This is a genomic window from Streptosporangium sp. H13245 (genome assembly GCF_055690525.1).
Window position 1 is genome coordinate 68,371 of record NZ_JBSZKT010000027.1, and the last position, 25,466, is coordinate 93,836.

Genomic DNA, 25,466 nt, shown 5'->3' on the forward strand with positions numbered 1-25,466 from the left:
CTCTGGCGATCCTTTTAAAGGAGGCTCCGGCTCGGCGGCGCGTGGCCGGGGGCCGGGCGGCGGGTGGGGCTCGCCCTGGCGCTGCTGGGGATGGGCCAGCCGGTGCTCCAGGGCGCGGGAGGAGGCGGTCAGCCGGGGTCTGGGGTCCAGGCCGGTCAGGCCGTTCCAGGCCAGGTTGACCAGGTGGGCGGCGACCTCCTCGCGCGACGGCCTGCGCACGTCCAGCCACCACTGGCCGGTCAGCGCCACCATGCCGACCAGCATCTGGGCGTACATGGGAGCCAGCTTGGGGTCGTAGCCCCGCTCGACGAACTCGTCGACCATGACGTCCTCGACCTGGCTGGCGATGTCGTTGATCAGGCTCGCGAACGTGCCGGTCCCCGACGCGGCGTGCGAGTCGCGGACGAGGATACGGAACCCCTCGCTGTTCTCCTCCACGTACGCCAGCAGGGCCAGGGCCGCCCGCTCCAGCTTGATCAGCGAGTGCGAGGCGGACAGCGCCTCGGTCACCAGGCCCAGCAGTTTCTGCATCTCCCGGTCGATGACGACCGCGTACACGCCCTCCTTGCCGCCGAAGTGCTCGTAGACCACCGGTTTGGAGACGTTGGCGGTCGCCGCGATCTCCTCGACCGATGTGCCGTCGAACCCTTTCTCCGCGAACAGGGTCCTGCTGATCTGGATCAGCTGTTCCCGGCGTTCCTTACCTGACATTCGCCGTCGGGGTTCGCTCACGGTTCTAATAATGGCGCTCCCCTGCTCCTGGACGGGACCCGAATCCCCGGGTCAGGCGGAGATGCGCTTGGCGGCGAGGCGCTCGGGCGTCGGCCAGCGGACGTCGTACGCCCATCCGGCCCTCTCGAACCAGCGGATGACGCCCGCGCTGAGGTCGATCTGCCCCTTCAGCGCGCCGTGCCGGGCGCAGGTGGGGTCGGAGTGGTGCAGGTTGTGCCAGGACTCGCCGAAGGAGGGGATGGCCAGCCACCACACGTTGCGCGACTTGTCGCGCGACTCGAAGACCTCCTCGCCGAAGACGTGGCAGATGGAGTTGATCGACCAGGTGACGTGGTGCAGCAGGCCGATCCGGACCAGCGTGCCCCAGAAGAAGCCGGTCACCATGCCCCACCACGACCAGGTCAGCAGGCCGCCCAGCAGGGCGGGCGCGACCATCGTGGTGATCGCCAGCACCGGGAAGAGCTTGTGCAGCTTGATGATGTCGGGGTCCCTGACCAGGTCGGGCGCGTACTTCTCGCGGTTGGCCCGGTCGGCCTCGAACAGCCAGCCCATGTGCGCCCAGAGCAGGCCCTTGGACACGGCCACGAAGCCCGTGCCGAAGCGCCACGGCGAGTGCGGGTCGCCCTCCTTGTCGGAGAACTTGTGGTGCTTGCGGTGGGTGGCCACCCAGTCGAGCACCGACATCTCCATCGAGAGGCTGCCCGCGATGCCCAGCGCGATCTTCAGCGGGCGCCTGGCCTTGAACGAACCGTGCGTGAAGTGGCGGTGCAGGCCGACGGTGACGCCCAGCCCGGTGACCACGTAGAAGACACTCGCGATGACGATGTCGGACCAGCCGAGTCCCCAGCCCCAGGCGAACGGGACGGCCGCCACCAGGGCGATCAGCGGGGCGCCGACCACCACCCCGAAGGTGATGATCTCGGGAAGGGTTTTCCGCTCGGGGTCGACGTCGGGTTTAGGGCCCTGGGCAGGGCGCTCTTCGATGAGGGTCATGCGCTACCTCGCGGTGGCTCGGAAAAGGCCAGGACTCTGTGCGGCTACGCAACCGTAACCTACGCCATCGTAAGTTAGGAACACCTAAGCGCCGAATGTCTGGAACATGACTCTTCGGGATTCACTCCGTAGCGGGTCCATCACTTGTTCTACCCCCGGCCGACCTGCTAAACGAGGCCCCGCCCCCGGCCGTGCGTACGCGTGTCGCGGGCGCGTGGGCCACCGGTCGGGCGCGTGCTCGTGGATGAGTGTCACCAGTGCGTGTCGCGGGCGCGGGCCGCCGGACCTGCGGCGGCGGCCGGGCCGGGCGAGGCGCGTGTGGCGCGGGCGTGCGGGCCGCCGGAGACGGGTGCCTAAACGGGGCGCGTTCGGCGGCGCGGGCTCTGTATCGTAGGGGTGCCGGGCGCGCGGGTTCTGTCCCTGTCGCCCGGCTGATCCGGCATTGGGTAATTGGCAGCCCGCAAGGTTTTGGTCCTTGTTGTCCAGGTTCGAGTCCTGGTGCCGGAGCCATCCCTGTGTGCCGGTTTTCTTCGCTCGGCTGGTCGGCTGAGTGGCTTCCCGAGGGGGAAGGTATCCTCACGTTGTCGAGCAGGTGACGATGCCGCCCCCTGGGGGTGGCCATCCGTCATCGCGCTTCGCCATGTCTCAGCCGCGACGCCGAGGGAGCCTCGTCCGTGAGTGTGCCGCGCCCGGCAGCCGTCATCGTCCTCGCCGCCGGTGAGGGCACCCGGATGAAGTCGAGAACACCGAAGATCCTCCATGAGCTGTGCGGCCGCGCCTTGGTCGACCACGTGCTCGCCGCCGCCCGGGGTCTTCAGCCCGAGCGGCTCATCGTCGTCATCGGTCACGAACGGGAGCGGGTCCAGGCGCACCTGGCCGGGACCGATCCCGACGCGCAGACCGTCGTCCAGGCCGAGCAGAAGGGCACCGGCCACGCCGTCAGGACCGCCCTGGAGGCGTCCGGCACCATCGACGGCACCGTCCTGGTGACCTACGGCGACACGCCGCTGCTGCGTACCGAGACCCTCGCCGCCCTGCTCGAACGGCACGGGGAGGACGGCAACGCCGTCACCGTGCTGACGGCCGAGGTCCCCGACCCGCACGGCTACGGCCGGATCGTCCGCGACGCCTCGGGAGCGGTCCTGGAGATCGTCGAGGAGAAGGACGCCGACCCCGCGCAGCGGGCGATCAAGGAGATGAACTCCGGCGTCTACGCCTTCGACGGCCTCCTGCTCGCCGACGCGGTCAAGCGGGTGTCCGCCTCCAACGCCCAGGGCGAGGAGTACCTCACCGACGTCCTCGCGATCCTGCGGGAGGACGGCCACCGGGTCGGCGCGCACATCGCGGCCGACTACGTGGAGGTGGAGGGCGTCAACGACCGCGTGCAACTGGCGTTCGCCCGCAAGGTGCTCAACGCGCGCCTGCTGGAGGCCCACATGCGGGCCGGGGTGACCGTGATCGACCCGGCCGCCACGTGGGTCGACGTCGACGTCATCCTCGAAGCGGACGTGGTGATCCACCCCGGAACCCAGCTGCACGGCTGCACGACGGTCGCCGAGGGCGCCGAGATCGGCCCCGCCAGCACCCTGACCGACACGATCGTCGGCGAGGGGGCACTGGTGCGCAACGCCGTCTGCGTCGACGCCGTGATCGGCCCCGAGGCCCTGGTCGGGCCGTACGCCTACCTGCGCCCCGGCACGGTCCTGGCGCGCAAGGCCAAGGCGGGGACGTACGTTGAGATGAAGAACGCGCAGGTCGGAGAGGGTGCCAAGGTGCCCCACCTGAGCTACGTGGGCGACGCGACGATCGGCGCGGGCGCCAACATCGGCGCTTCGGCGATCTTCGTCAACTACGACGGGGTCAACAAGCACCACACGACGGTGGGCGAGGGCGCCTTCGTCGGGTGCGACAGCATGCTCGTCGCGCCGGTCACCATCGGCGACGGCGCGTACACGGCCGCGGGCTCGGTCATCGACTCCGATGTCCCTCCCGGGGCCATCGGGGTGGCTCGTGCGCGGCAGCGCAACATCGAAGGGTGGGTCGCGCGCAGGCGCGCGGGCACCAGATCGGCCGACGCGGCGCTACGGGCCGCCGAGGCCGGGAAACAGCAGGGGAGCCAGACGTGAGTGAGCGAAGCGAGCGGCCCGGTGGGCACGGCAGCGTCGCGCGGGCATCGGTGTGCTGTCAGGCGAGGAGGACGGCGTGAGCGGCATGAAGCAGACGGGTGAGAAGAACCTGATGTTCTTCTCCGGGCGCGCGCACCCGGAGCTGGCGGACGAGGTGGCGAGCCACCTCGGGGTCGACGCGGCGCCGACCACGCTGCGCGACTTCGCCAACGGGGAGATCTACGCCCGCTACCAGGAGTCGGTCCGCGGCTGCGACGCGTTCGTCATGCAGAGCCACACCTGGCCGATCAACCAGTGGATCATGGAACAGCTGATCATGGTGGACGCCCTCAAGCGCGCCTCCGCCAAGAGGATCACCGTGATCATGCCGTTCTACGGCTACGCCCGCCAGGACAAGAAGGGCCGGGGCCGCGAGCCCATCACCGCCCGCCTGATGGCCGACATGTTCAAGACGGCCGGGGCCGACCGGCTGATGTCGATCGACCTGCACACCTCCCAGATCCAGGGCTTCTTCGACGGCCCGGTGGACCACCTGTTCGCCATGCCCGTCCTGGTCAACTACCTCAAGGACAAGCTCGACCTGGCCACGACCACGGTCGTCTCGCCCGACACCGGCCGGGTGCGGCTCTCCGAGCGCTGGGCCGACACGCTGGGCACCCCGCTGGCCTTCATCCACAAGCGCCGCGACCTCGACGTGGCCAACCAGGTGAAGGTGAGCGAGGTCGTCGGCCGGGTGAGGGGCCGTACCTGCGTGCTGATCGACGACATGATCGACACCGCGGGGACGATCTGCAAGGCGGCCGACGCGCTGTACGAGCAGGGCGCCACCAACGTGGTCGTGGCCGCCACCCACGCGGTCTTCTCCGATCCCGCGGTCGACCGGCTGAAGAACTCCGGGATCTCCGAGGTCATCGTCACCAACACGGTGCCGCTCCCGGAGGACAAGAGGTTCGACAAGCTCACCGTGCTGTCGATCGCCCCGCTGATCGCCCGCGCGATCAGCGAGGTCTTCAGCGACGGCTCGGTGACCAGCCTCTTCGAGGGCGACAGCTGACACCTCTGATATTTCGGCTCCGTCCCCGGTGGCCCGTCGTCCACGCGCTCCCGGGGCGGGGCCGTCTTGGACCCTTCCCGGCCCCTTCGGGAGGCCGCCGGGGTCGCGGTGCGTTTCGCGTCACCGTTGACACGGTAGGGTTGTGGGATTGCGTGCGTTCGTAACGCCTTCCGCTAGGGCGGGTGAGGGGGAACGCACCTTTCCGATTCCCAAGATCCCTAGGAGATCAGCCGTGTCCGAAGTGGTAATCACCACCGAGCTCCGCGACCAGTTCGGCAAGGGCGCCGCCCGCAAGATCCGCCGCGAGAACAAGGTCCCCGTCGTCCTCTACGGGCACGGCACCGACCCCCAGCACCTGTCCCTGCCGGGTCACGACCTGCTGCTCGCCCTGCGTACGCCGAACGTGCTGATCCGCCTTGAGGGCGCGGTGGCCGAGCTGGCCCTGCCCAAGGGTGTCCAGCGTGACCCGATCCGGGGCTTCCTGGAGCACGTCGACCTCATCCTCGTCCGCCGCGGCGAGAAGGTCACCGTCGACATCCCCGTCACCGTGGTCGGCGAGGTCGCCGACGGCATCCTCGACCAGCAGCTCGTCTCCGTCTCCGTCGAGACCGAGGCCACCCACATCCCCGAGGGCGTCGAGGTCGACGTCGAGGGCCTGGAGGTCGGCACCCAGATCACCGCCGCCGACCTGAAGCTGCCCAAGGGCACGACCCTCGCCGCCGACCCGGAGGCGCTGGTGCTGATCGTCGGCGCGACCCCGACCGGCGAGCCGGAGGGCGAGGCCGCCGAGGGCGAGACCGCCTCGGCCACCGAGGGCGAGAGCTCCGAGAGCGCCGAGTAGTTTTCTCTGCTAGATCTGTCAGGGCGGCCCGGGACCGGGCCGCCCTGACGCGCGTGTGAAGGGATGCCGATCGTGGACCGCTGGTTGGTCGTGGGCCTGGGAAACCCCGGGCCGGAGTACGCCGGGAACCGGCACAACGCGGGGTTCATGGTCCTGGACGAGCTCGCCGCGCGGGCCGGGGGACGCTTCAAGGCGCACAGGTCGCGGGCGGAGGCGCTGGAGGGCCGCCTGGCCGGCGTCCCCGCCGTGCTGGCCAAGCCGCTGTCCTTCATGAACCTCTCCGGCGGGCCGGTCAAGGCCCTCGCCGACTTCTACAAGGTCGACCCGGCCCGCGTGGTCGTGGTCCACGACGAGCTGGACATCCCGTACGGCGCGCTGAGGGCGAAGCTGGGCGGCGGCGACAACGGCCACAACGGGCTGAAGTCGATCACCAAGTCGCTGGCGACGAAGGACTACCTGCGGGTGCGGTTCGGCATCGGCCGCCCGCCCGGCCGGATGGACGCCGCGGCCTACGTCCTGCGCGACTTCGCCACCGCCGAGCGCAAGGATCTCGCGTTCCTGGTCGACCGGGCCGCCGACGTGGTGGAGTCGCTGATCAGGGTCGGCCTGGAGCCGACCCAGAACGCCTTCCACACCGGCGACCTGAACGTCTCAGGCCCGCCTAGATAGCCGACCCGCTCGGGTGGCCGGTCCGTTCGGTCGGTGTCACCGGCCGTCGAAGGCCATCAGGTTCTGCAGCAGCTCGGCCTGCTCGATCGCGTCGTCCAGCGCGTTGTGGGTGTGCGGCCGGGGGGACCGCAGGTGCTCGGGCATCTGCCGCTTGGTCGCCCAGCCGATCGGCACGCCCGCCTTGGCCGCGTACAGCGTCTTGAGGTCGATGCAGCGGGAGTGCCCGAACGGCGAGACGCCGGTGAAGCGCATGAAATACCAGTAAATCCACATCCAGTCGTAGGAGAGTGGATAGGCCGCCAGGACCGGCGAGCTGTTCCCGCACGCCTCGCGGATCCACCCGGCGGCCTCCCGCATCGCCTCGGCCGGATCGCGGCCCTCGCGGACCAGCGTCTCCCGGTCCAGCCCGCTCACGGCGAGCGCCTCGGGCACGTGGTCGTCGCTGATCGGCCGCAGCTCCGCGTAGAACGTGAGGGTCTGCGGATCCACCGGTTCGAAGACCTTTCCGGTCATCCGCCCGGCCACGGTCATACCCATGCTGACCATCGAATACGGCCCCGGAATGGGGCCATCAGCCTCGACATCCACAGAGATGTACGTTTCGGTCTTCAACCTTCGGGCCTCTCCCGCCGCCGCTAGCATTCCATAACTGTCTGTCCGTGAACGGTTACGCAGGGGGAGCGCGTGCGCGACGTGACCGAGGTCCAGGCCGCACAGGAGACGCGGGAGACGGGACCCGGAGCCGTCCCGGCCGCGCGCCGCCGCCTGCCCGGCTGGGTGCGGGAGCACCGCGCGATGGCCGTCGCCGCCGACACCTCCTGCGCCGCCCTGGCCGGGGCCCTCGCGCTGTTCGTCCGATTCGGCGAGGTTACCCCCTACGTCTTCCCGTACGTCGTGCTGAGCGCGGCCCTGCCCGCCGTCTGGGTCAGCGTGGTCGCGCTGAACCGCGCCTACGAGCCCCGGCTCATCGGCCTGGGCTCCGAGGAGTTCCAGCGGATCCTCCAGTGCGGCTTCATGCTCACCGCGGCCTTCGCCGTCTGCGCCTACCTCACCAAGGTCGAGGTGGCCCGGGGCTACGTGGTGCTGGCGCTCCCGCTGACGACGCTGCTCACCCTCCTCGGCCGGTACGCCCTGCGCCGTTCCCTGCACCGCAGGCGGGCGCGGGGCGGGTGCATGCGGCGGGTCGTGGCGGTGGGCCACCGACCGGCGATCACCGAGCTGGTCCGCAGGTTCCGCCGGGAGCGCTACCACGGCATGGAGGTCGTGGCGGCGTGCGCCCCGCACGACGGGCTGGGCGACGTGGAGGGCGTGCCGGTCCTGGGCGACTTCTCCGACGTCGCGCTCGCGGTCGGCCAGGTCTCCGCCGACACCGTGGCCGTGCTCGCCTGCCCGGAGATGGACGGGGTGGCGCTGCGGCGGCTGGCCTGGCGGCTGGAGAAGACCGACACGGACCTGATCGTGGCCCCCGCGCTGATGGAGGTGGCCGGGCCGCGGATCACCATCCGCCCGGCGGCGGGGCTGCCGCTGCTGCACGTGGACCACCCCGAGATCTCCGGTCTGCGCCAGGTGCTCAAGAACCTGTTCGACCGGGCGGGGGCCGGGCTGCTGCTGGCGGCGCTGCTGCCGCTGCTGGCGGCGGTGGCGGTGGCCGTGCGGGCCTCCGGCCCCGGGCCCGTGCTCTTCCGGCAGACGAGGGTGGGCCGTGACGGCGCCGAGTTCACGATCTACAAGTTCCGGACGATGCGCGCCGACGCCGAACGCCGGAAGATCACCCTGTCCAGCGACGGCCACGGCCTGCTCTTCAAGATCCGTAACGATCCGAGGGTGACCCCGCTGGGCGCCCGGTTGCGCCGCCACTCGCTGGACGAGCTGCCCCAGCTGATCAACGTGGTCCTGGGGCACATGTCCCTGGTCGGCCCCCGGCCGCCACTGCCCGAGGAGGTCGCCAGGTACGGTGACGACGTCCGTCGCCGATTACTCGTCAAGCCAGGCATGACCGGCCTCTGGCAGGTAAGTGGACGTTCTGACCTCTCTTGGGAGGAATCCGTACGATTGGACCTGCGTTACGTGGAGAGCTGGTCCCTCATGCTGGACCTGCAAATCCTGTGGAAGACTTGGTCGGCTGTCGCGCGAGGAGCTGGAGCATACTGATGACCGTTCGCGACGATCACATACTCGCCGCGGAGCTGGCGACGACGGCCGGCGAGAAGCTGGCGGCCCTGCGCGCGGAGCGGGGCTTCGGCGACCCGTCCGAGCTTCGCAAGGAGGGCGACGCCGCCTCCCACGTGTTCCTGATGGAGGCCCTGTCACGGTTGCGCCCGGGTGACAGTGTGCTGTCCGAGGAGGCGACCAGCGAGGAGCGTCTCGACCCGCGCAGGCTGCGCGCCGAGCGGGTCTGGATCGTCGACCCGCTGGACGGCACCCGCGAGTTCGCCGAGGAGGGCCGCGCCGACTGGGCGGTCCACGTGGCGCTCTGGGAGCGCGGCACGCTGACGGCCGGAGCCGTCGCGCTGCCCGCCCAGGGCCGTACGCTCTCCACCCTCGAACCCCCCGTGCCGCCCGCCCCGGAGGCGGGCGCCAGGCCGCGGATCGCGGTCAGCCGGACCCGTCCGCCGGAGTTCGTCCAGAGCCTGGCCCGCCTCGCCGGCGCCGACCTGGTGCCGATCGGCTCGGCAGGCGCCAAGATCTCCGCCGTGCTCACCGGCCAGGTCGAGGCCTACGTACACGCAGGGGGCCAGTACGAGTGGGACTCCGCCGCGCCCGTCGCGGTGGCCCTCGCGTCCGGGGTCCACGCGAGCCGCGTCGACGGCTCGCCGCTGGTCTACAACCAGCCCGACCCCTCGCTGCCGGATATTCTTGTATCCCTACCGGGACTGGCGCCAACGTTGCTCGCTGGAATCCGGGATCTGCACCGCTAATCCCCGCTAGGAGAGTCTGATGCTTCAGCGCGACTACACCACGTCGCAGCTCGACGTCCTCGAGGCAGAGGCTGTTCACATCATGCGCGAGGTCGCGGCGGAGTTCGAGCGTCCCTGTCTGCTCTTCTCGGGGGGCAAGGACTCCATCGTCATGCTCCGCATCGCGGAGAAGGCGTTCTGGCCGGCGCCCATCCCCTTCCCCCTGATGCACGTCGACACCGGGCACAACTTCGCCGAGGTCATCGAGTTCCGCGACCGCCGCGCCACGGAGCTGGGCGCCCGGCTGGTCGTCGCCAGCGTCCAGGACTCCATCGACGCCGGGCGCGTCGTCGAGGAGACCGGCCGCAGGGCTTCGCGCAACCGGCTGCAGACCACGACGCTGCTGGACGCGATCGAGGAGAACGAGTACGACGCGGTCTTCGGCGGCGCCCGCCGCGACGAGGAGAAGGCCCGCGCCAAGGAGCGCGTGTTCTCCTTCCGCGACGACTTCGGCCAGTGGGACCCGAAGAACCAGCGCCCCGAGCTGTGGAACCTCTACAACGCCAGGATCCGCAAGGGCGAGCACATCCGGGTCTTCCCGCTGTCCAACTGGACCGAACTCGACATCTGGGACTACATCCGGCGCGAGGGCATCGAGATTCCCTCGATCTACTTCGCCCACACCCGCAAGGTGTTCGAGCGCGACGGCATGCTGCTGGCCGACAGCGAGTTCATCACCCGCGACGACGACGAGCCGCTCCTGGACATGACGGTCCGCTACCGGACGGTCGGCGACGTCACCTGCACCGGCGCCGTCCAGTCGGGTGCCGCGACGGTCGAGGCGATCATCGACGAGATCGCGGTGACCCGGATCACCGAGCGCGGCGCCACCCGCGCCGACGACCGCGCCTCAGAGGCCTCCATGGAGGACCGCAAGCGGGAGGGTTACTTCTAGTGAGCATCCGTCTCCCCGGCTTCCCCCTTCCTACGCGGCCTGCCCGCGCACGCCGTACGACCTCTGGAGAGCAGCGCTAATGGACATTCTTCGCTTCGCCACGGCGGGAAGTGTCGACGACGGAAAGTCGACCCTCATCGGGCGGCTGCTCTTCGACTCCAAGGCGATCTTCGAGGACCAGTTGGAGGCCGTCGAGCGCACCTCCCGCGACCGCGGCACCGAGTACACCGACCTGTCGCTCCTCACCGACGGCCTGCGGGCCGAGCGGGAGCAGGGCATCACGATCGACGTCGCCTACCGCTACTTCGCCACTCCCAAGCGCAAGTTCATCATCGCCGACACCCCCGGGCACATCCAGTACACCCGCAACATGGTCACCGGTGCCTCCACCGCCGACCTGGCGATCGTCCTGATCGACGCCCGCAAGGGGGTGCTGGAGCAGTCGCGGCGGCACGCGTTCCTCACCACCCTGCTGCGGGTGCCGCACCTGGTCCTCGCCGTCAACAAGATGGACCTGGTCGACTACTCCCAGGAGCGGTTCGAGGAGATCCGCGAGGAGTTCACCGCGTTCGCCTCCAAGCTGAACGCGCCGGACCTGACGTTCATCCCGATGTCGGCGCTGCACGGCGACAACGTGGTGTCCCGCTCGGAGAACACCCCCTGGTACAACGGGTCCTCCCTGCTGCACCACCTGGAGCACGTGCACATCGCCTCCGACCGCAACCTGGTCGACGTGCGCTTCCCCGTGCAGTACGTCATCCGCCCGCAGCGGGCCACCGACCCCTCCCTGCACGACTACCGCGGCTATGCGGGCCAGGTCGCCGGAGGGGTGCTGAAGCCGGGCGACGAGGTCATGCACCTGCCCTCCGGCCTGGCCACGCGCATCGCGTCGATCGACACCTTCAACGGGCCGGTCGACGAGGCGTTCCCGCCGATGTCGGTCACCCTCCGGCTGGAGGACGACATCGACATCTCGCGCGGCGACATGATCTGCCGCCCGAACAACCAGCCGCAGGTCTCCCAGGAGCTGGAGGCGATGATCTGCTGGATGGCCGACACCGCCAAGCTGGCCCCGCGGACCAAGCTGACCATCAAGCACACGACCCGCACGGCCCGTGTCCTGGTCAAGGACCTGCACTACCGGCTGGACGTCAACACCCTGCACCGGGACGAGACGGCCCAGTCGCTCGGCCTCAACGAGATCGGGCGGGTCTCGCTCCGCGTCACCCAGCCGCTGTTCGTGGACGACTACGCCCGCAACCGCCTCACCGGCGGCTTCATCCTCGTGGACGAGTCCACCAACAACACCGTCGGCGCGGGGATGATCGTCGACGCCAAGTAGGCGCGTCTCGCCCGCCCGCGGCTTCGGCTCCCTCCTCGTACGCGACGGGAGGGAGCCCGCGGGCGGGCGTTCGTGTGCCCGGAGCAGTCCGTACTCCTTGAAGCCACGCACCGGCGTGCCGTGTTTCCCGGGGTGTCCACGGTGTCGGGATCAAGGTGCCGGGGTCCCGGTCGCCGTTCTCGGAGCCGTACGCACGCGCCCCGCACCGGGTTTCGCGGCTTCGGCGGCCCTCCGTTCAGGAGATGGGCGGCGTTACACCCGCTGGGTAGATCCTTTGTCCGTTCTCTGACCCCTCCGTTACGCTCCGCGCTAGCCTCGGCACGTTCCGTATCCGTCGGGTAAGGATTCGTGCCTGTGTCTGATAGTCCGTCACCTGCTCGGGTGGTTTTTCTGGGCGGCCTCGGCCGTAGTGGGACCACGCTGCTGGAGCGCCTGCTCGGGGAGGTCCCCGGCATCGCGCCGCTCGGCGAGGTCGTCCACCTCTGGGCCAGGAGCGCGCTCGCGGACGAGGCCTGCGGGTGCGGCGAGCCCTTCGGATCGTGCCCCTTCTGGGAGAAGGTCGGCGAGCGCGCGTTCGGCGGCTGGTCCGAGGACCTGGCCCACCGGATGATCGCGCTCAGGTCCCGCGTCGACCGCACCCGGCGCATCCCCACGCTGGCCAGGCTCCTCGCCGAGGAGCAGGCGGGCACCGGCCGGTGGCCGACGCCCGGCACCGCCGAGCTGGACGAGTACGTCGCGATCCACCGAGATCTGTACGACGCGGCGGGCGAGGTCGCCGACTGCCCGGTCGTGATCGACTCCAGCAAGCACGCCTCGCTGGCCTTCTGCCTCGCGGCGGCCGGGGTCGACGTCCAGGTCGTCCACGTGGTCCGCGACCCCCGCGCGGTCGCGCACTCCTGGCGCAGGAGGGTCGAGCGTCCCGAGGACGGGCGCCCGATGACCCACTGGTCGCCCTCCCGCACCTCGCTGCACTGGCTGAGCGAGAACCTCAGCCTCGAACTCCTCGCCCGCAGGGGCGTCCCGGTCACCCGGGTCCGCTACGAGGACCTGCTCGACGCCCCCGCCGACACGCTCAGGCGCGTGGTCGCCAGGATCGGGCTCCCGTGCCGCCTCGACTTCCTCTCGGGCGGCTGGGCGGAGCTCTCGACGGCGCACACGGCCTCGGGCAACCCCGTGCGCTTCACGGTCGGCCGCACGGAGCTGACCAGGGACGACAGCTGGCGCGCCGTCGCGTCGTCCCGGCAGTCGCGCCTGGTCGCGGCGCTGACCTGGCCCCTCATGATCAAGTACGGCTATCACAGGAGACTCGCGTGAACGCATCGGTGGGTGTCGTCATCCCCACCCGGGGACACCGGCCCGACCAGCTGCGCACGGCCACGCTCGCCGTGCTCGGCCAGGACCACCCCGGCCCCGTCGAGGTCGTCGTCGTCGTGGACGGCGGAGATCCGGCCTGGGTCGCCGACCAGGTGGCCGACCTCCTGGCCAGCCGGGCGCTGACACCCGGCCTTCGCGGGTCGCCCTCGCGCGGCGTGCGGGTGATGGCCAACCGGCTCACCCCCGGCCTGCCCGGTGCCCGCAACACCGGGATCGCGGCGCTCGGCACCGACATGGTCGCCTTCTGCGACGACGACGACCAGTGGCTGCCCGGCAAGATCGAGGCCCAGGTCGCCGCGCTGGAGGCGGAGCCGGAGGCGCGCTTCTCCAGCTGCGCCATCGAGGTCGAGTACGGATCGCGCCGCATCCCCCGGCTGGCCGGGACCAGCCGCGTCACCTACCGCCACCTGGTGCGCTCGCGGATGGTGATGGTGCACTCCTCGACGTTCCTGTTCCGGCGCGGCGGGCTCTGGGCGGACGAGAGCGCCCCCAGGGGCCAGAACGAGGACTGGGACCTGGCGCTGCGCGCCGCCGCCCAGCACCCCATCGTGCACGTCGACCGGCCCCTGGTCCGGGTGCGCTGGGGTGGCTCCTCGTACGTGGCCCGCTGGGCCGACCGGATCGCCGGGCTGCAGTGGATGCTCGCCCGGCACCCTGATCTGGCCGTGGATCCGCGCGGCGCGGCGCGGGTCTACGGTCAGCTCGCCTTCCATCACGCGGCCCTTGGCCAGCGGAGGGAGGCGGGCCGCTGGGCCTGGCGGGCGTTCACCGCCCGCCACGGCGAGCCCCGCGCGCCCATCGCGCTCGCGGTGGCGGCGGGCCTGGTCCCCGCGCGGACCCTGCTCAGTGTCCTGCACCACCGGGGGCACGGGATCTGATGGCACCCATCGCCGAGCACCCGCGAGTGACCCTCCGCCACGGTGCCTCGATCGTTCCGTCCGTGACGGGCCAGGCCGCCGGGCGTCCGCCGACGTTCGCCCCGCTTTCCGGTCACGGGCCGCCGCCGCCCGCTCCGCCCGTGGCGGGGCAGGCCGCCGAGCGCCTGTCGGTGTTCCCCCGTCACGGGTTGCCGCTCGCCCCGTCCACGGCGGGACAGCCCGCCGGGCGCCCGCGTGCGAGCGTCCGCTACGACCTTCCGGCCGTCTGGTCCGCACCGGGGTGGGTCGTCGAGCGCCCGTTCCCCGGTCACGGGCTGTCGCTCGCCCTGTCCACGGCGGGCCCGCCGGTCACGTCGTCCGGGGTGGGACGGGCCGAAGTCCCGGCCGCCCGTGACGCCGTGGCGCCGATCCCGCCCCGCACCGACCACCGGTCCGCGACCACCGGTCACGATCCGGTGCCCGGCCTGCCCGCCGTCGCAGGGCGGGCCGGGACTCCCGCCGCCCGGCGGGGGACGCCCCAGGCCGTCCCCCGCCGGAGGCCCCGGCCCGACAAGGCCACCCGCAGGCGTCTGCGCAGGCGCGTGCACGTGGCGGGGGTCGCGATCGACCCGATGACCGAGAGCGAGGTCGTCGACCACGTGGTCGCCGCCCTGAAACGCGGCGAGGGCGGCCACCTCGTCACCCCGAACGTCGACATCAGCCGGGCCGTCGCCCGCGACCCCCGGGCCCGCCGGCTCGTCGAGCGCGCCGACCTCGCGGTGGCGGACGGCATGCCGCTGGTGTGGGCGGCGAGGCTGCTCGGCACCCCCCTTCCCGGCCGGGTCACCGGCGCCGACCTGATCTGGTCCCTGTCGGAGGCCGCCGCCTTCTACCGCCACCCCGTGTACCTGCTGGGCGGCCCCCGGGGCACGGCCGCGCGGGCGGCCCGCGAGCTGGTGGAACGCCATCCGAAGCTGGTGATCGCCGGGGTCGACACCCCGCCGTACGGGTTCGAGGACGATCCCGAGAGCTACGCCCGGGTGCGTGACGCCGTGATCGCCGCCGCTCCCCGGCTGGTCTTCGTCGGGCTCGGTTTCCCCAGGCAGGAGCGGCTCATCGCCTCGCTTCGCCGGGACCTGCCGGGCACCTGGTTCGTCGGCTGCGGCTCGGCGATCGCCTTCGCCGCGGGCACCGTCCGGCGGGCACCGGTGTGGATGCGCCGAGGTGGCCTGGAGTGGATCTTCCGGCTGGTGCGGGAGCCGGGCAGGCTCGCCCGCCGCTATCTGGTCGACGACCTGCCGTACGCGCTCAGGCTCCTCACGGTCTCCCTCGTACGCGGCCTCTTCTCCTGAGGCCGCGGGCCCCTTCCGGGGTGGCCGTCAGCGTTCCCGGTGTTCTGTGTGTTCCGCGGAGGCCAGCTCCCTGACCCGGAGGGCCTCCCGCGGGCTCAGCCGGGCACCGGCCTCGGCGAGGGCGCGGCGCGAGTCCATCGGCCGGTAGGCCGTGCGGGACAGGCCGCTCCAGGTGAAGCCGCCGGTGCCGGTGCCTTCGTCCGATCTGGCCGTGCACGCGCGGCGGATACGCTCCTCGGCGCGGGCCGACCAGGTCAGCCCCGCCCACTCGTACAGGCGGCGGAAACCCGCCCCGGGGTCGCGGGCCAGGTCCTCGTAGCGGGCCAGCGTGATGCCGGGGTGCCGGTCGGCGAGGTCGGCGGCGGTGGTCCCGGCCGCCCGCCACAGGGCCACGGCCTTGGCGACGCGGTCCTGCGAACCGACCAGCGGGCGCAACGCCTCCAGGTGGGGCTGGTCACGCATCAGCAGCGGCTGTTCGAGCAGCTCGTGGAAGTAGACCGTCCAGCCGAGCCGCTGCCAGCTGCCGACGAACGCCACCGGATCGCGCAGCAGGACGATCACCCGGCAGTCCAGCCGGTCGGCGAACCATCCCGCGGAGAACAGCGCGAACGGGTCGTCCAGCAGTGCCCGGCGTCCGCCCAGCCGCCCCAGCGTGAACGCGGTGCCGTACCGGATCATCCTCGCCAGGTCGTACGGCGACCGGTTGCGGCGCAGCTCCGCCAGGAACCCGTAGCGCAGCGCGACCGTGCGCGTGAAGGCGGGCAGCCAGGCCCGTTCGTTGTCCGGGCAGATGTACTGGAAGCGGTGGCCGACCACGGCGTCGAGGACGCCCGGGGAGCGGCCCGGTGGGTGCTCGGGGTTGAGCGGCTCGTTGACGTAGACCAGCTCCCCGCTCGCCGCGAGCATCCTGCCCGTCCAGCTCGTCCCGGTCCTGGGCAGCCCGGTGACCAGCACGGGTCTCACGACGCCCGCCGCGCGTTCAGGGTCTCGGGCCGGTCGGGCCGCGCGTGGTCACGGGGCCTGGGAGGGGCGGGCCGCGTGTGGTCATGGCGTCCGGGCCGGGCGGATCGCGCGTGGCCATGGCGGGGACGGCCGGGGCGTACGGTCACGGCGCCCGCCGGGGGCCCAGGGCGGCCAGGCTGTGCGTGCCGAAGGGCCGCAGGCCGTACCGGCGGTGGATGCGCCAGAGCGGCAGCAGGTTCTTGACCGCTGTGCCCCCCGCCCAGCCGAGGGCGGCGCCGAGCGAGCCCATCGAGGGGATCAGCAGCAGGTCCAGCGCCACCGCCGTCGCGACGGCGGCGACCAGGTTGGCCAGGCTGGAACCGGTGTGCCCGGCGGAGGTCAGCACCACGTCGGCCATCCCGCACGCCGTGGCGAGCATCATCGTCGCGGCCAGCACGAACGCCACCGGCGCGCCGCCGGTGTAGCCGTCACCGAAGACGGCGCCGAGCAGCCACGGCGCGAGCACGGCGTACCCCAGCCAGACCGGCCAGGTCAGCAGGACGAGCCAGAGGGTGGCCGACTGGTACAGCTCCCGGGCGCGCGGCAGGTCGCCCTCGGCCAGGGCCCGCACCAGCCTCGGCTGCGTGGCCTGCGCCAGTCCCTGCCCGGCCAGCTGCCCCACGATCTTGAAGCGGGTGGCGGCGGTGTAGACGGCCGCCTCGGCGGGCCCGGCCAGCAGTGCCACGATCACGACGTCCAGCCGCTGGAACACCGCCTGGATCCCGGCCGCCAGCGACCGGGGCCAGGTGTGACGCCACAGGTCGTACGCGGTGCCGGGCAGGCGGGGACTCCGGGGCATTCGTCGGCGCAGCCAGATCGAGGCCAGCAGCAGCACCGGCAGGTACGGCAGCGCCCAGGCCGCCGCGAGCAGCGGCACGGAGTCGCGGCCCGCGAGCACCACCGCCCCGACCAGGAGCAGCTGGGCCACCGGTTGCAGCACCCCGTCCAGCAGCACGGTCGGCCGCATCGAGCCGAACCCGCGGGTCGCGCTCACCACGACGCCCGAGCACGCCACCGCGGGCAGGGCCACCGCCAGCACCAGCGGCGTCAGGTCGGAGGTGGTGAGGACGACCGCCGCACCGGCCGCCAGTGAGAGCGACGCGACCGGGACGAGCGCGGCCCGGACGTAGCCGGAGGTGTGGCGGTAGCCGAGGGGCCGGGACCTGGCGATGAAGTAGACCAGGCCGTTCCCGGCGTCCAGCCGCAGGATCGCGGCGACCGCCAGGCACAGGGCGGTCGCCGAGAAGAAGAGACCGGCCGTCTCCCGCTCCACCCCCCTGGTGACCAGCACGACCATTAGGAACTGCGTGACGGCTCCCACGCCCGCTCCCGCCAGCCCCGCCACCCCGCCCCGCGCGGCCCCGCCCAGGCCCGCCAGGCGGGTGAGGGTCAGCGACGCCACGACGGCTCCGCGCCCAGCCACGGGGTCAGCAGGGTGTCCTGCTCCTCGAAGTAGGCCGTCAGCTCGCGACGGAGCTTGCGGGACATGGGGCCCGGCCTGCTCCGGGTGTTGTGCCGCTCGAACACCGGGTCGCCGAGATGCGGCAGCCCGAGGAACGCCAGCACGCGGTCGTGGACGAGGTCGGGTTCGGTGAAGAACCGGCCGCTGTCGATGACGAGCAGCCGGTCGCGGCCGACCAGTGGTTCCAGCCGGGCGAGCTGCTCGGCGTAGCGGCCCCTGGCGAGGTAGGCGTGGTGGCGGTGGGCGAGGTTCGTCGAGTGTGGCGAGGCGCGCAGGGCCTCCGCCGCCCCGGCCAGCCGCTCCTCCTCCAGCCGTACGGCCCTGGCGAAGGAGCGTTCCGTCTCGAAGCCCCTGGCCAGCTCGTGGGCGTGCGCGGAGAAGGCCCGCTCGACGGGGTCGCGGACCAGCACGATCAGCTTGGCGCCCGGCAGGTCGCGGGCGATCCTGGGACCGGCCAGCGGGTGGAACAGGTAGTAGGGCGACGACTCGAAGGCCTGGGGCCGATGGCCGTACCTGCGGGCCAGCCGGGAGGCCGACACCCGCAGCGGGAAGTGCGCCCGGTACCAGGACATGTCTCGGTCGTACGCCGTGTCGAAGTAGTGGACGCCCTTGCGCAGCACGGGTTTCAGGACGAGCGGATGCTGGGACAGGACGCGGTACAGGGAGGTGGTGCCGCAGCGCTGCGCCCCGACGATGAGGAACGAGGGCAGCATCCGGCTCCCCGAGGTGAGGCGCCCCATCGCCCACGACGCCGCGTGGACCGAACGCTTCAGCGCGGGCCTCAGGGCCCCCACAGCCTTCACAGCCTTCACAGCAGGGTCTCCTGGGAGTCGGCGAGAGGGGTGAGCCAGCGCTCCGGCGGTCCGAGGGGCGCGTGGCCGTCGGCCGCGTGGCGGTCGGCGAGGGCGATCAGATAGCGGAGCGCGGTCAGCCGGGACTCGGCGGCCGACAGGCCGAACGGGGCCAGGATCCGCAGGGCCCCCGCCACGCAGGACCTCGCCGCGGTGACCGGGTCGTCGCGGCGCAGGGCCCGCTGGAAGAAGTGGTGGACGGCGTCGAAACCCAGCGGGACCCCGGTTCCGAACCGCTCCCAGTCCCAGACCAGCAGCCGCCCGTCGGGCCCGCGCGAGATGTTCCACGGCGTCAGGTCACCGTGCCAGGAGAATCCCCGATCCGCGGGCGGCTCCCCGGAGCCCCGGCCCGCGAAGGCTTCTCCGGGGGCTGACTCGGCACGGGCGGGGTCGCCGAGGGACTGGCCGGTACGGGCGGGGTCTCCGGGGGGCGGCTCCGTACGGGCGGGGTCTCCGGGGGACTGGCCGGTACGGGCGGGGTTTCCGGGAAGCGGGTCCCCCTGAGCCGGGTTTCCCCGGGCCGGGTTTCCCCCGGCTAGGTCGCCGAAAGGAACGCGGTCCTGGACGTGGTCCCCGGGAATGCGGGCGATCTCGGCGATCGCGTCGGTGAGGACGTCGCGCGGTATCCGTCCCCGCCGTACGGGAAGCGGGGTGAGCGCCAGCACGGACAGGCCGCGCCAGGATCCGTGGTGCAGCACGGCGGGCGGGACGACGGTCTTCAGCGGCACACCGGCGAGCATGCCGAGCGTCCGCGCCTCGTGGGCGACGAGCTCCCGGGTCAGGTCGGTGTCACCGATCTTCACGAAGGCGATCGGCCCGTCGGCGGCCCGCGCCTCCAGGATCGGCTTGCGGTTGGCCCGGCGCGCCGGGCGCACGCGCAGCGTGACGCGTACGGGAGTGCCGAACACCTCGCTCAGGTGGCTCTCGATGCCGTCCCGCCCCGACGGCACCGTGACCTTCCCGCCGGGGTGCCACCACGCGCGGGGGACCAGCCTGCGGGGGACCAGCCGGTGGGGGAGCAGGGTGTACGGGCTCGGGGCGCCGGGACCGGGGAACAGCAGGTCGAGGGTCTGGTCCAGGTAGCGCAGCCGGGCGCGGGCGTCGTTCATCACGTTTCTCCGGCGTGGACGTCCACGCCTCCGGGCAGCGGAGCGAACGCGGCACGGAGCCACGCTTCCGAACGGGTCACCGCGCCGAAGCGGGGTCCGCGTCCCGTTTCGTGCCCGCCCCCGGGCGTGTCCGCCGACGCGGACTCCGGGGCGGCGGGCTGAGGAGGCATCCGCCGGTGGGTCTGCCGGCCTCCATGAGACGTGGTCAATCGAACGCACCTCCTGGGTGATCGACGTGGGCTGGTCAACGCGGGGCTTCGAGGCGCGTCGCCGCACTTCGGGCCCCCTCCTTCGGGAGGGGGTCGTTGACGGAGTTCCTCCAGAGCAGCGCGAACGAGACGAGGTACAGGCTGAGCGGCGTGACCAGCCCGTCGTAGACGAACATGTAGAGGAGGGTGAGGATCATCACGAGGACCCCCGCCATGCCGATCGGGCTCCGGTCACGCCAGTGGCGGCGGACGGCCCCGGCGAAGAACGCCACGTAGAGCGCGGCTCCCGTGAACCCCTGCGTGATCATCAGGTGCCAGAGCTGGCCGTCCCCGCCCAGCGGTGGATGGCCGCAGGTGGGGCACCAGCCGCTCTTGCCGGTGGTGATCGTCCGGTGGTTGCCCGTGGCGTTGCGGGTGTTGCCGTACCCGACGAGGGGCGCGGTGGCCGCGGCGGCGACGGTCGCCGTGACGGTGAAGGCGCGGATGTCGTTGCTGTGCGGGCTGTCGAGCCGCTGGGCCACCATCGCCCGCAGCGGGCTGAGGGCGAACACCAGCGCCCCCGCGGCCAGGGCCGCGCAGGCCACGACGCGGGCTCGCCTGCCCAGGCGCAGCAGGACGTACGCGGCGGCGACCCCGAGCCCGATCCACAGGCCGCGGTTGAGCGAGTAGACGACGGGGATCGCGGCCAGCGCGACCAGCGGGATCACGGCCAGGCGCCTGCGCGGCCCGCCGTACACCCACCAGCCGACCACGAACCAGATGAGCAGCACCGAGAGGTTGCCGCCCCAGGCGTTGGCCCACTCGAACGGTGCCTCGGGGCGCGGCGAGGCGTGGCCGAGGACCTTCTGCACCTGGGCGGCGGTGGGGTGGATCAGGTTGTGGACGAAGGAGTTGCCGCTGATCCAGCCGGGGAGGACCATCTCGACCGGCGAGGTGAACTCGGCGCGCGGGGCGAACACCCCCAGCAGCCCGCCCGCGACGGTCGTGAGGAACAGCGCGCCGAGCATGCGGACCAGGGTGAGCTGCGGCAGCTCCTCCTCCGTCAGGTTGCCCAGATAGAGCACCATGACCAGCAGCGAGACGTAGAGGCACAGGCGCATGAGGTAGCCGAGGAGCCGCCCGGCGCCGAACTCACCGTAGGTGCCGGGCGGCATCTCGCCGAGCATGAGCGCGCTGATCAGGTAACCCGCCAGGAGCAGCAGCCAGAGCCCGAAGCCGCGCGGCGCCCTGATCGGCCGCCTCCGCCACAGGACCAGCGCCATCGCCGGGGCCACCACGACCACCGACAGGCCTCCGAAGCCGAGCGCCCACCAGACCGGGTATCCCACCAGGAGCGCGGCGATCGGCCAGACGGCCGGACGCGGACCCCTCACAGCCTGCGCCCCCTCCGCCCGCCCGCCGCCTGCCGGACGACTGGAACGTTCCCGTACGCCTCCGCCGCGCCGTCCCCGTACGCCCCGCGTGATCCGTCTCCGCCTGTTCTGTATGTTTTGTCGCCATAAGTCACGGATGCTTTGTCTTCGTGCGTCCCGGACGCGAGCGGTGTCTCCGGTGTGCCGGGTGATCCGTGCGCTCCGGCCGTCCCGCGCGCCGCGTCCTCGGGGGCTCCCGGCCGGGCCGGTGCCTCCGGACGCTCGCCGGGTGGTTCCGGCGCGGCCGGGCCGCCCGCCAGACCGGCCAGGGGGCGTCCGGCCCTCCTCGGGGCGCCCTCGCGGTATCGCGCCCCGGGTCGTACCGCGGGCGCGATCTGCGGGACCCGTACGGCGTGGGAGGAGGCCCGTGCGGCGGGGAACGCGGGGGGTGAGGGGGTGTCGTCGCCGATGACGAACGCGCCGACCACGGGGACCCCGCGATCGTTCAGCGCCCGTACGGCGTCCTTCACCTCGCGCGAGGAGGTGCCGGGGATCGCGACCACGAGCACCGCGCCCGCCAGGCCGGGCGTCTCCCCGCCGTTGACGGCGTCGAGGCCGGTCAGGCGCGTGACGTCGGCGGCGGTCCGCAGGGTGGTGTCGAGGCGGTCGCGGAGCCAGGCGGCCCCGACCCCGCAGAGCAGCCCCGCCATGAGGCCGCTGCCCAGGTAGAGGGGCGGGCGGGGGGTGGTGGGACCGGCCGGTGCCACCGCCTGGCTGATCACGGAGCCGGGGGTGACGGCGACGGTCTTGAGGGCGTCGTATCTGGCGGTGAGGCTGTGGACCTGGCGGGCGAGGACGTTCTGCCGCTGGAGGGCGAGGGCCCGCTCGGTGGTCCCCCTGGCGAGGCCGGGGAGCGTGGTGGCGACCTTGGTGAGACTCGTGTCGGTCTGCCTCAGCTTGACCAGCACGGCCCTGAGCTGGGCCGCGAGCGTCTGGGTGGAGGACTCGCGGCGCTGGGCCAGGTAGGCGAGGGCATAGGCGCTCGCCCCCGAGGCCGCGGCCTTCGGGTCGGCGGCGCTGCAGGAGATCTCCAGGACCGAGGTGTTGGGCGGCACCGAGACCTGCGCGGGACAGGAGAGGCCGCCGAACAGCCGCCGGGCCTTCGCCGCGACCACCGCGGACCTGGCCACCTGGGCCTCGGTGTCGAGGTTGAGCGGCTCACGCTGGCGGCTGGTGACCTGGTTGGTCTGCTCCTGCGAGCCGGTCGCGGTCACCAGGACCTGCCCGGAAGCGGTGTAGGAGGGCGGGGTGAGCCACAGCAGGGTGATGCCGCACGCGGTTCCGGCGAGGAGCAGGGAGAGGGCGATCGGCCATCGGCGGCGGAGAAGCGACGCGTAGTCCGCCAGGTCCTCGCCTCCGCGGCGGGCGGGGACGTCCGGTGACGGGCTCATATGTCGCGGGTGCCTCTCCGGCGAACAGACGCTGGGAACCCTAGGAACTATAGGTCGGCTTTCCATTTCCCGAACGGATACACAAGATTTTCCTCGTGCCGGTCCGGCTAATCACAGGGAGATAACACCTGTTTATCCGATATTTTCCGTCGTCCGCCCGGTGGCTACGGCACGGACCGGCAAAGTCAGGGACGAGGCACGTCCGGGCGATGGGAAGGTGTTTCCCCGTGACGGTCGAAGACGGTCCACGAATACGTACGCGCGACATCTGTGAGGAACCGGTGCATCGGACAAATGCCGCTATAGACGTAATTCCGCGCGTGGTAAGAATCGCCGGTTCCTGCCTCGTCATGGCGCTGGGGCTGGGCATCCTCGTGCTGGGTATCGCGGGGTTGAGCGGGGGCGGGCAGACCTCGAACGCCGCGGGCGCCCCAAGCGCCGCCGACGCCGGGAAAGCCCAGGACGCCGCGGACGCCACCGGCGCGGGAGAAGCCCCGGACGCGGGGAAGGCCCCGGAGGCGGGGGCGGCCTGCGAGGTCACCGCCAAGCTCGTCCCCTCCTGCGGCGCCTGGTGGGGCGTCGCACCGGAGATCTTCACGGGACGGCCCCCGGGGCGGGCCCTGGAGAGGGCCGAGAGGCGCATGGGCCGTCCGGCCGACATCATGCACGTCTACCACCGGGCCGACGAGCTCTTCCCGACCCCCGCGGAGCGGGCCGTCGCCCGCGACCCGGACGGCCGCAGGCTCCTGCTGGTCAACTGGAAGCCGTCCCTCGACCACACCTGGGAGCAGATCGCCCGCGGGGCGCTGGACGAGCGGATCGACAGGCTGGCCGCCCACATCGTGCGGACCTTCCCCGAGCGGTTCTTCCTCACCATCCACCACGAGCCGGAGAACGACGTACGGGAGGCTCCCGGCAGGGGCATGACGGCGGCCGACTACGCCGCCATGTTCCGCCACGTCGTGACGCGCCTGCGGCACGGGGGCGTGACCAACGCGGTCACGGTGATGACCTACATGGGCGCGCCCAACTGGGCGTCGGAACCCTGGTTCGAGAAGCTCTACCCCGGTGACGACGTGGTCGACTGGGTGGCGATGGACCCCTACGTCGACCACAGGGTCCACAGCTTCGACGGGCTGGTCAACAAGACCCGCCCCGAGTTCCCCCGGTGGCCCGGGTTCTACCGCTGGATGCGGGAACGCTTCCCGGAGAAACCGGTCATGCTCGCCGAATGGGGTGTCTTCGAGCGCCACGACCGGCCCGGATTCAAGGAGTCGTTCTTCGCCTCGGTACGCCGGGAGATCGGCGAATACCCGCAGATCAAGGCCCTGGTCTACTTCGACTCGCCGCGCGCCCCCCGGGGCGACACCCGGTTCGACACCACGCCCGGCGGCCGGAGGGCCTTCGGCGAGCTCGCCCGGGACCCGCACCTCAACGCCGCCGTCCCCGCAGGCTGACCCGGAACACCATGCCCCGGAGCACCAAGAGGAACGCCGAAGCCCCGATCAGCGAACCCGGGTCACCGGATCCAGCCGCCCTGGATCAGCGGGTCGAGCACCTGGTGTACCGCCCGGTCCACGCTGATGCCGGTGGTGTCGATCTCCAGGTCGGCGTCGTCCGGCTCCTCGTACGGGTCGGAGACGCCGGTGAACCCGGGGATGAGCCCCGCGCGGGCCTTGGCGTAGAGGCCCTTGCGGTCGCGGCGCTCGCACTCCTCCAGGGGGGTGGAGACGTGCACCAGCAGGAAGTCGGCGCCGACGGCCTCGACCATCGCGCGTACCTCCTCGCGGGTGGCGGCGTAGGGCGCGATGGGCGCGCAGATCGCGAGGCCGCCGTGCCTGGCGGCCTCGGCGGCGACGAAGCCGATGCGGCGGATGTTGAGGTCGCGGTCGGCCTTGGAGAAGGTCAGCCCCGCCGACAGCAGGTGGCGGACCACGTCGCCGTCGAGGTAGGTCACCGTGCGGCTGCCGCGCTCCAGCAGCGCGTCGCGCAGCCCCCGGGCGACGGTCGACTTGCCGGAGCCGGACAGGCCGGTGAAGAAGACCACCAGCCCCCGCCGGTGCGGCGGGCCGGGGAGCGTCACCGGCTCGGGGCCCGCCAGGTGCTCGGTCGCGCCGTAGGCCTCGGCCACGCGCTCGCGCAGCTCCAGGTCGAGGGCGGGCTCCCTGGGCGCCAGCGGCACCACCGCCACGAGCGTGTCCTCGGGCAGCCCGTCGCGGGCCTTGAGCGCGGCGCGGACCACCGCGGGCCCGCCCTCGCCGTACGCCAGCGGGAGCAGCAGGATCGACGCCTCCAGCTCCTGCGCGGTCGCCAGGATCTCGCCGAGGTCGCCCAGCGGCCCGCGCATGGTGACGGCCAGGACCGACTCCCGCCCGTCCAGCTTCTCGCGAACCCGCGCCGGGGTGAGGCGGAGCCGGGCGAACGGCCCGTGCTCGGGGGAGTTCAGTGCCTCGACCGGCCCGGCGACGAAGCCGTCCTCGCGGCCGGTGACGGTCAGCACGGCCAGCGCCGCGCCCTCGGGGTCACGCAGGGTGATCCGGTCGCCGGGGGCGGCCGGGTGGTCGTCCGGCAGGCCGAGGGTGACCGGCGCGGGCCACGGCGTGCCGTCGGCGAGGGTGCCGCGCTCGTCCACGGCGTGCGCGTCGGCCGAGCTCAGGAAGCCCGCCAGCGGCCTGAAGGCGCCGGAGAGCAGCAGCTCAAGGTCGGCCAGCTCGCGGGCGTCTGGGGTCCACTCGAAAGGCGCCGTCATCTGCTCCACCATCGTGATCGTCGGACTTGCCCGCCCCGCTCACGATGGCGCCCCGGTCCGGCGAGCCTGGGATCCACCCGCCCGGTGAA

The 25,466-nt window shown here is 72.2% G+C and carries 21 protein-coding genes, 1 tRNA gene and 1 pseudogene; 13 read left to right on the top strand and 10 right to left on the bottom strand.

What is annotated here, in order from left to right:
* Positions 1-114: 114 nt before the first annotated feature.
* Positions 115-711 (bottom strand): annotated as a pseudogene (locus ACW9TB_RS28665) (TetR/AcrR family transcriptional regulator); the annotation flags it as partial.
* A gap of 72 nt (positions 712-783) precedes the next feature.
* Positions 784-1,725, bottom strand: coding sequence for an acyl-CoA desaturase (locus ACW9TB_RS28670; RefSeq protein ID WP_472751184.1), 942 nt, complete (start codon positions 1,723-1,725; stop codon positions 784-786).
* Positions 1,726-2,160: 435 nt separating this feature from the next.
* Between ACW9TB_RS28670 and ACW9TB_RS28675 the strand changes: the two genes are divergently transcribed.
* From ACW9TB_RS28675 to pth, 5 genes are all read left to right on the top strand, one after another.
* Positions 2,161-2,235: transfer RNA gene (locus tag ACW9TB_RS28675), tRNA-Gln, on the top strand.
* A 164-nt stretch (positions 2,236-2,399) separates the two neighbouring features.
* On the top strand, positions 2,400-3,851 hold the full coding sequence (glmU, locus tag ACW9TB_RS28680) for a bifunctional UDP-N-acetylglucosamine diphosphorylase/glucosamine-1-phosphate N-acetyltransferase GlmU (protein WP_472751185.1): 1,452 nt from the start codon (positions 2,400-2,402) through the stop codon (positions 3,849-3,851).
* A gap of 76 nt (positions 3,852-3,927) precedes the next feature.
* Entirely contained in the window at positions 3,928-4,905 is a 978-nt protein-coding gene (locus ACW9TB_RS28685) for a ribose-phosphate diphosphokinase (RefSeq protein WP_472751186.1), read from the top strand.
* A gap of 232 nt (positions 4,906-5,137) precedes the next feature.
* Positions 5,138-5,746, top strand: a complete 609-nt coding sequence (locus ACW9TB_RS28690; RefSeq protein WP_472751187.1) for a 50S ribosomal protein L25/general stress protein Ctc — start codon at positions 5,138-5,140, stop codon at positions 5,744-5,746.
* Positions 5,747-5,809: 63 nt separating this feature from the next.
* Entirely contained in the window at positions 5,810-6,415 is a 606-nt protein-coding gene (gene pth, locus ACW9TB_RS28695; RefSeq protein ID WP_472751188.1) for an aminoacyl-tRNA hydrolase, read from the top strand.
* Between the two features lie 36 nt (positions 6,416-6,451).
* On the opposite strand, the gene ACW9TB_RS28700 is transcribed toward pth, so the two are convergent.
* A complete protein-coding gene (locus ACW9TB_RS28700) occupies positions 6,452-6,952 on the bottom strand; it encodes a 3'-5' exonuclease family protein (protein WP_472751189.1) in 501 nt (166 codons plus the stop codon).
* 147 nt (positions 6,953-7,099) lie between these two features.
* Between ACW9TB_RS28700 and ACW9TB_RS28705 the strand changes: the two genes are divergently transcribed.
* The 7 genes from ACW9TB_RS28705 (at position 7,100) to ACW9TB_RS28735 (ending at position 15,192) form a co-directional block, all read left to right on the top strand.
* Positions 7,100-8,566: a sugar transferase gene (locus ACW9TB_RS28705; protein WP_472751190.1), complete on the top strand. Its 1,467-nt coding sequence runs from the start codon at positions 7,100-7,102 to the stop codon at positions 8,564-8,566.
* Positions 8,566-9,333, top strand: coding sequence for a 3'(2'),5'-bisphosphate nucleotidase CysQ (locus ACW9TB_RS28710; protein ID WP_472751191.1), 768 nt, complete (start codon positions 8,566-8,568; stop codon positions 9,331-9,333). Before ACW9TB_RS28705 ends, ACW9TB_RS28710 begins: the two co-directional genes overlap by 1 nt.
* Positions 9,334-9,352: 19 nt before the next feature.
* A complete protein-coding gene (gene cysD, locus ACW9TB_RS28715) occupies positions 9,353-10,267 on the top strand; it encodes a sulfate adenylyltransferase subunit CysD (protein WP_472751192.1) in 915 nt (304 codons plus the stop codon).
* Positions 10,268-10,346: 79 nt separating this feature from the next.
* On the top strand, positions 10,347-11,609 hold the full coding sequence (gene cysN, locus ACW9TB_RS28720; RefSeq protein WP_472751193.1) for a sulfate adenylyltransferase subunit CysN: 1,263 nt from the start codon (positions 10,347-10,349) through the stop codon (positions 11,607-11,609).
* Between the two features lie 381 nt (positions 11,610-11,990).
* On the top strand, positions 11,991-12,923 hold the full coding sequence (locus tag ACW9TB_RS28725; protein ID WP_472751194.1) for a sulfotransferase: 933 nt from the start codon (positions 11,991-11,993) through the stop codon (positions 12,921-12,923).
* The gene (locus ACW9TB_RS28730; RefSeq protein ID WP_472751195.1) at positions 12,920-13,861 is read left to right on the top strand and encodes a glycosyltransferase family 2 protein; all 942 of its coding nucleotides are present in this window, start codon (positions 12,920-12,922) and stop codon (positions 13,859-13,861) included. Before ACW9TB_RS28725 ends, ACW9TB_RS28730 begins: the two co-directional genes overlap by 4 nt.
* Positions 13,862-13,923: 62 nt before the next feature.
* The gene (locus tag ACW9TB_RS28735) at positions 13,924-15,192 is read left to right on the top strand and encodes a WecB/TagA/CpsF family glycosyltransferase (RefSeq protein WP_472751196.1); all 1,269 of its coding nucleotides are present in this window, start codon (positions 13,924-13,926) and stop codon (positions 15,190-15,192) included.
* Positions 15,193-15,219: 27 nt separating this feature from the next.
* Here ACW9TB_RS28735 and ACW9TB_RS28740 read toward each other — a convergent pair whose 3' ends face one another.
* From ACW9TB_RS28740 to ACW9TB_RS28765, 6 genes are all read right to left on the bottom strand, one after another.
* The gene (locus ACW9TB_RS28740) at positions 15,220-16,155 is read right to left on the bottom strand and encodes a sulfotransferase (RefSeq protein ID WP_472751197.1); all 936 of its coding nucleotides are present in this window, start codon (positions 16,153-16,155) and stop codon (positions 15,220-15,222) included.
* A gap of 142 nt (positions 16,156-16,297) precedes the next feature.
* The gene (locus ACW9TB_RS28745; RefSeq protein WP_472751198.1) at positions 16,298-17,596 is read right to left on the bottom strand and encodes a lipopolysaccharide biosynthesis protein; all 1,299 of its coding nucleotides are present in this window, start codon (positions 17,594-17,596) and stop codon (positions 16,298-16,300) included.
* The gene (locus ACW9TB_RS28750; protein ID WP_472751221.1) at positions 17,584-18,441 is read right to left on the bottom strand and encodes a sulfotransferase family protein; all 858 of its coding nucleotides are present in this window, start codon (positions 18,439-18,441) and stop codon (positions 17,584-17,586) included. The genes ACW9TB_RS28745 and ACW9TB_RS28750 overlap by 13 nt, the downstream gene beginning before the upstream one ends.
* A 23-nt stretch (positions 18,442-18,464) precedes the next feature.
* Positions 18,465-19,616, bottom strand: coding sequence for a hypothetical protein (locus ACW9TB_RS28755; protein ID WP_472751199.1), 1,152 nt, complete (start codon positions 19,614-19,616; stop codon positions 18,465-18,467).
* A 244-nt stretch (positions 19,617-19,860) separates the two neighbouring features.
* Positions 19,861-21,198 (bottom strand): hypothetical protein, encoded by a 1,338-nt coding sequence (locus tag ACW9TB_RS28760; RefSeq protein WP_472751200.1) that lies wholly within the window; start codon positions 21,196-21,198, stop codon positions 19,861-19,863.
* Positions 21,195-22,628 carry a YveK family protein gene (locus ACW9TB_RS28765; RefSeq protein WP_472751201.1) on the bottom strand — a complete coding sequence of 478 codons (1,434 nt, stop codon included), beginning with the start codon at positions 22,626-22,628 and terminating at the stop codon, positions 21,195-21,197. The genes ACW9TB_RS28760 and ACW9TB_RS28765 overlap by 4 nt, the downstream gene beginning before the upstream one ends.
* A 320-nt stretch (positions 22,629-22,948) precedes the next feature.
* On the opposite strand from ACW9TB_RS28765, the gene ACW9TB_RS28770 reads away from it, so the two are divergent.
* Positions 22,949-24,085, top strand: coding sequence for a glycoside hydrolase family 26 protein (locus ACW9TB_RS28770; protein ID WP_472751202.1), 1,137 nt, complete (start codon positions 22,949-22,951; stop codon positions 24,083-24,085).
* Positions 24,086-24,147: 62 nt separating this feature from the next.
* Here ACW9TB_RS28770 and cysC read toward each other — a convergent pair whose 3' ends face one another.
* Positions 24,148-25,377 carry an adenylyl-sulfate kinase gene (cysC, locus tag ACW9TB_RS28775; RefSeq protein ID WP_472751203.1) on the bottom strand — a complete coding sequence of 410 codons (1,230 nt, stop codon included), beginning with the start codon at positions 25,375-25,377 and terminating at the stop codon, positions 24,148-24,150.
* Positions 25,378-25,466 lie beyond the last annotated feature (89 nt).

Coding starts and splice junctions, on each gene's coding strand:
- pth (WP_472751188.1), top strand. CDS start 5,810: ATGCCGATCGTGGACCGCTGGTTGGTCGTGGGCCTGGGAAACCCCGGG.
- ACW9TB_RS28710 (WP_472751191.1), top strand. CDS start 8,566: ATGACCGTTCGCGACGATCACATACTCGCCGCGGAGCTGGCGACGACG.
- ACW9TB_RS28755 (WP_472751199.1), bottom strand. CDS start 19,616: ATGAACGACGCCCGCGCCCGGCTGCGCTACCTGGACCAGACCCTCGAC.
- cysD (WP_472751192.1), top strand. CDS start 9,353: ATGCTTCAGCGCGACTACACCACGTCGCAGCTCGACGTCCTCGAGGCA.
- cysC (WP_472751203.1), bottom strand. CDS start 25,377: ATGACGGCGCCTTTCGAGTGGACCCCAGACGCCCGCGAGCTGGCCGAC.
- ACW9TB_RS28700 (WP_472751189.1), bottom strand. CDS start 6,952: ATGGGTATGACCGTGGCCGGGCGGATGACCGGAAAGGTCTTCGAACCG.
- cysN (WP_472751193.1), top strand. CDS start 10,347: ATGGACATTCTTCGCTTCGCCACGGCGGGAAGTGTCGACGACGGAAAG.
- ACW9TB_RS28670 (WP_472751184.1), bottom strand. CDS start 1,725: ATGACCCTCATCGAAGAGCGCCCTGCCCAGGGCCCTAAACCCGACGTC.
- ACW9TB_RS28765 (WP_472751201.1), bottom strand. CDS start 22,628: ATGAGCCCGTCACCGGACGTCCCCGCCCGCCGCGGAGGCGAGGACCTG.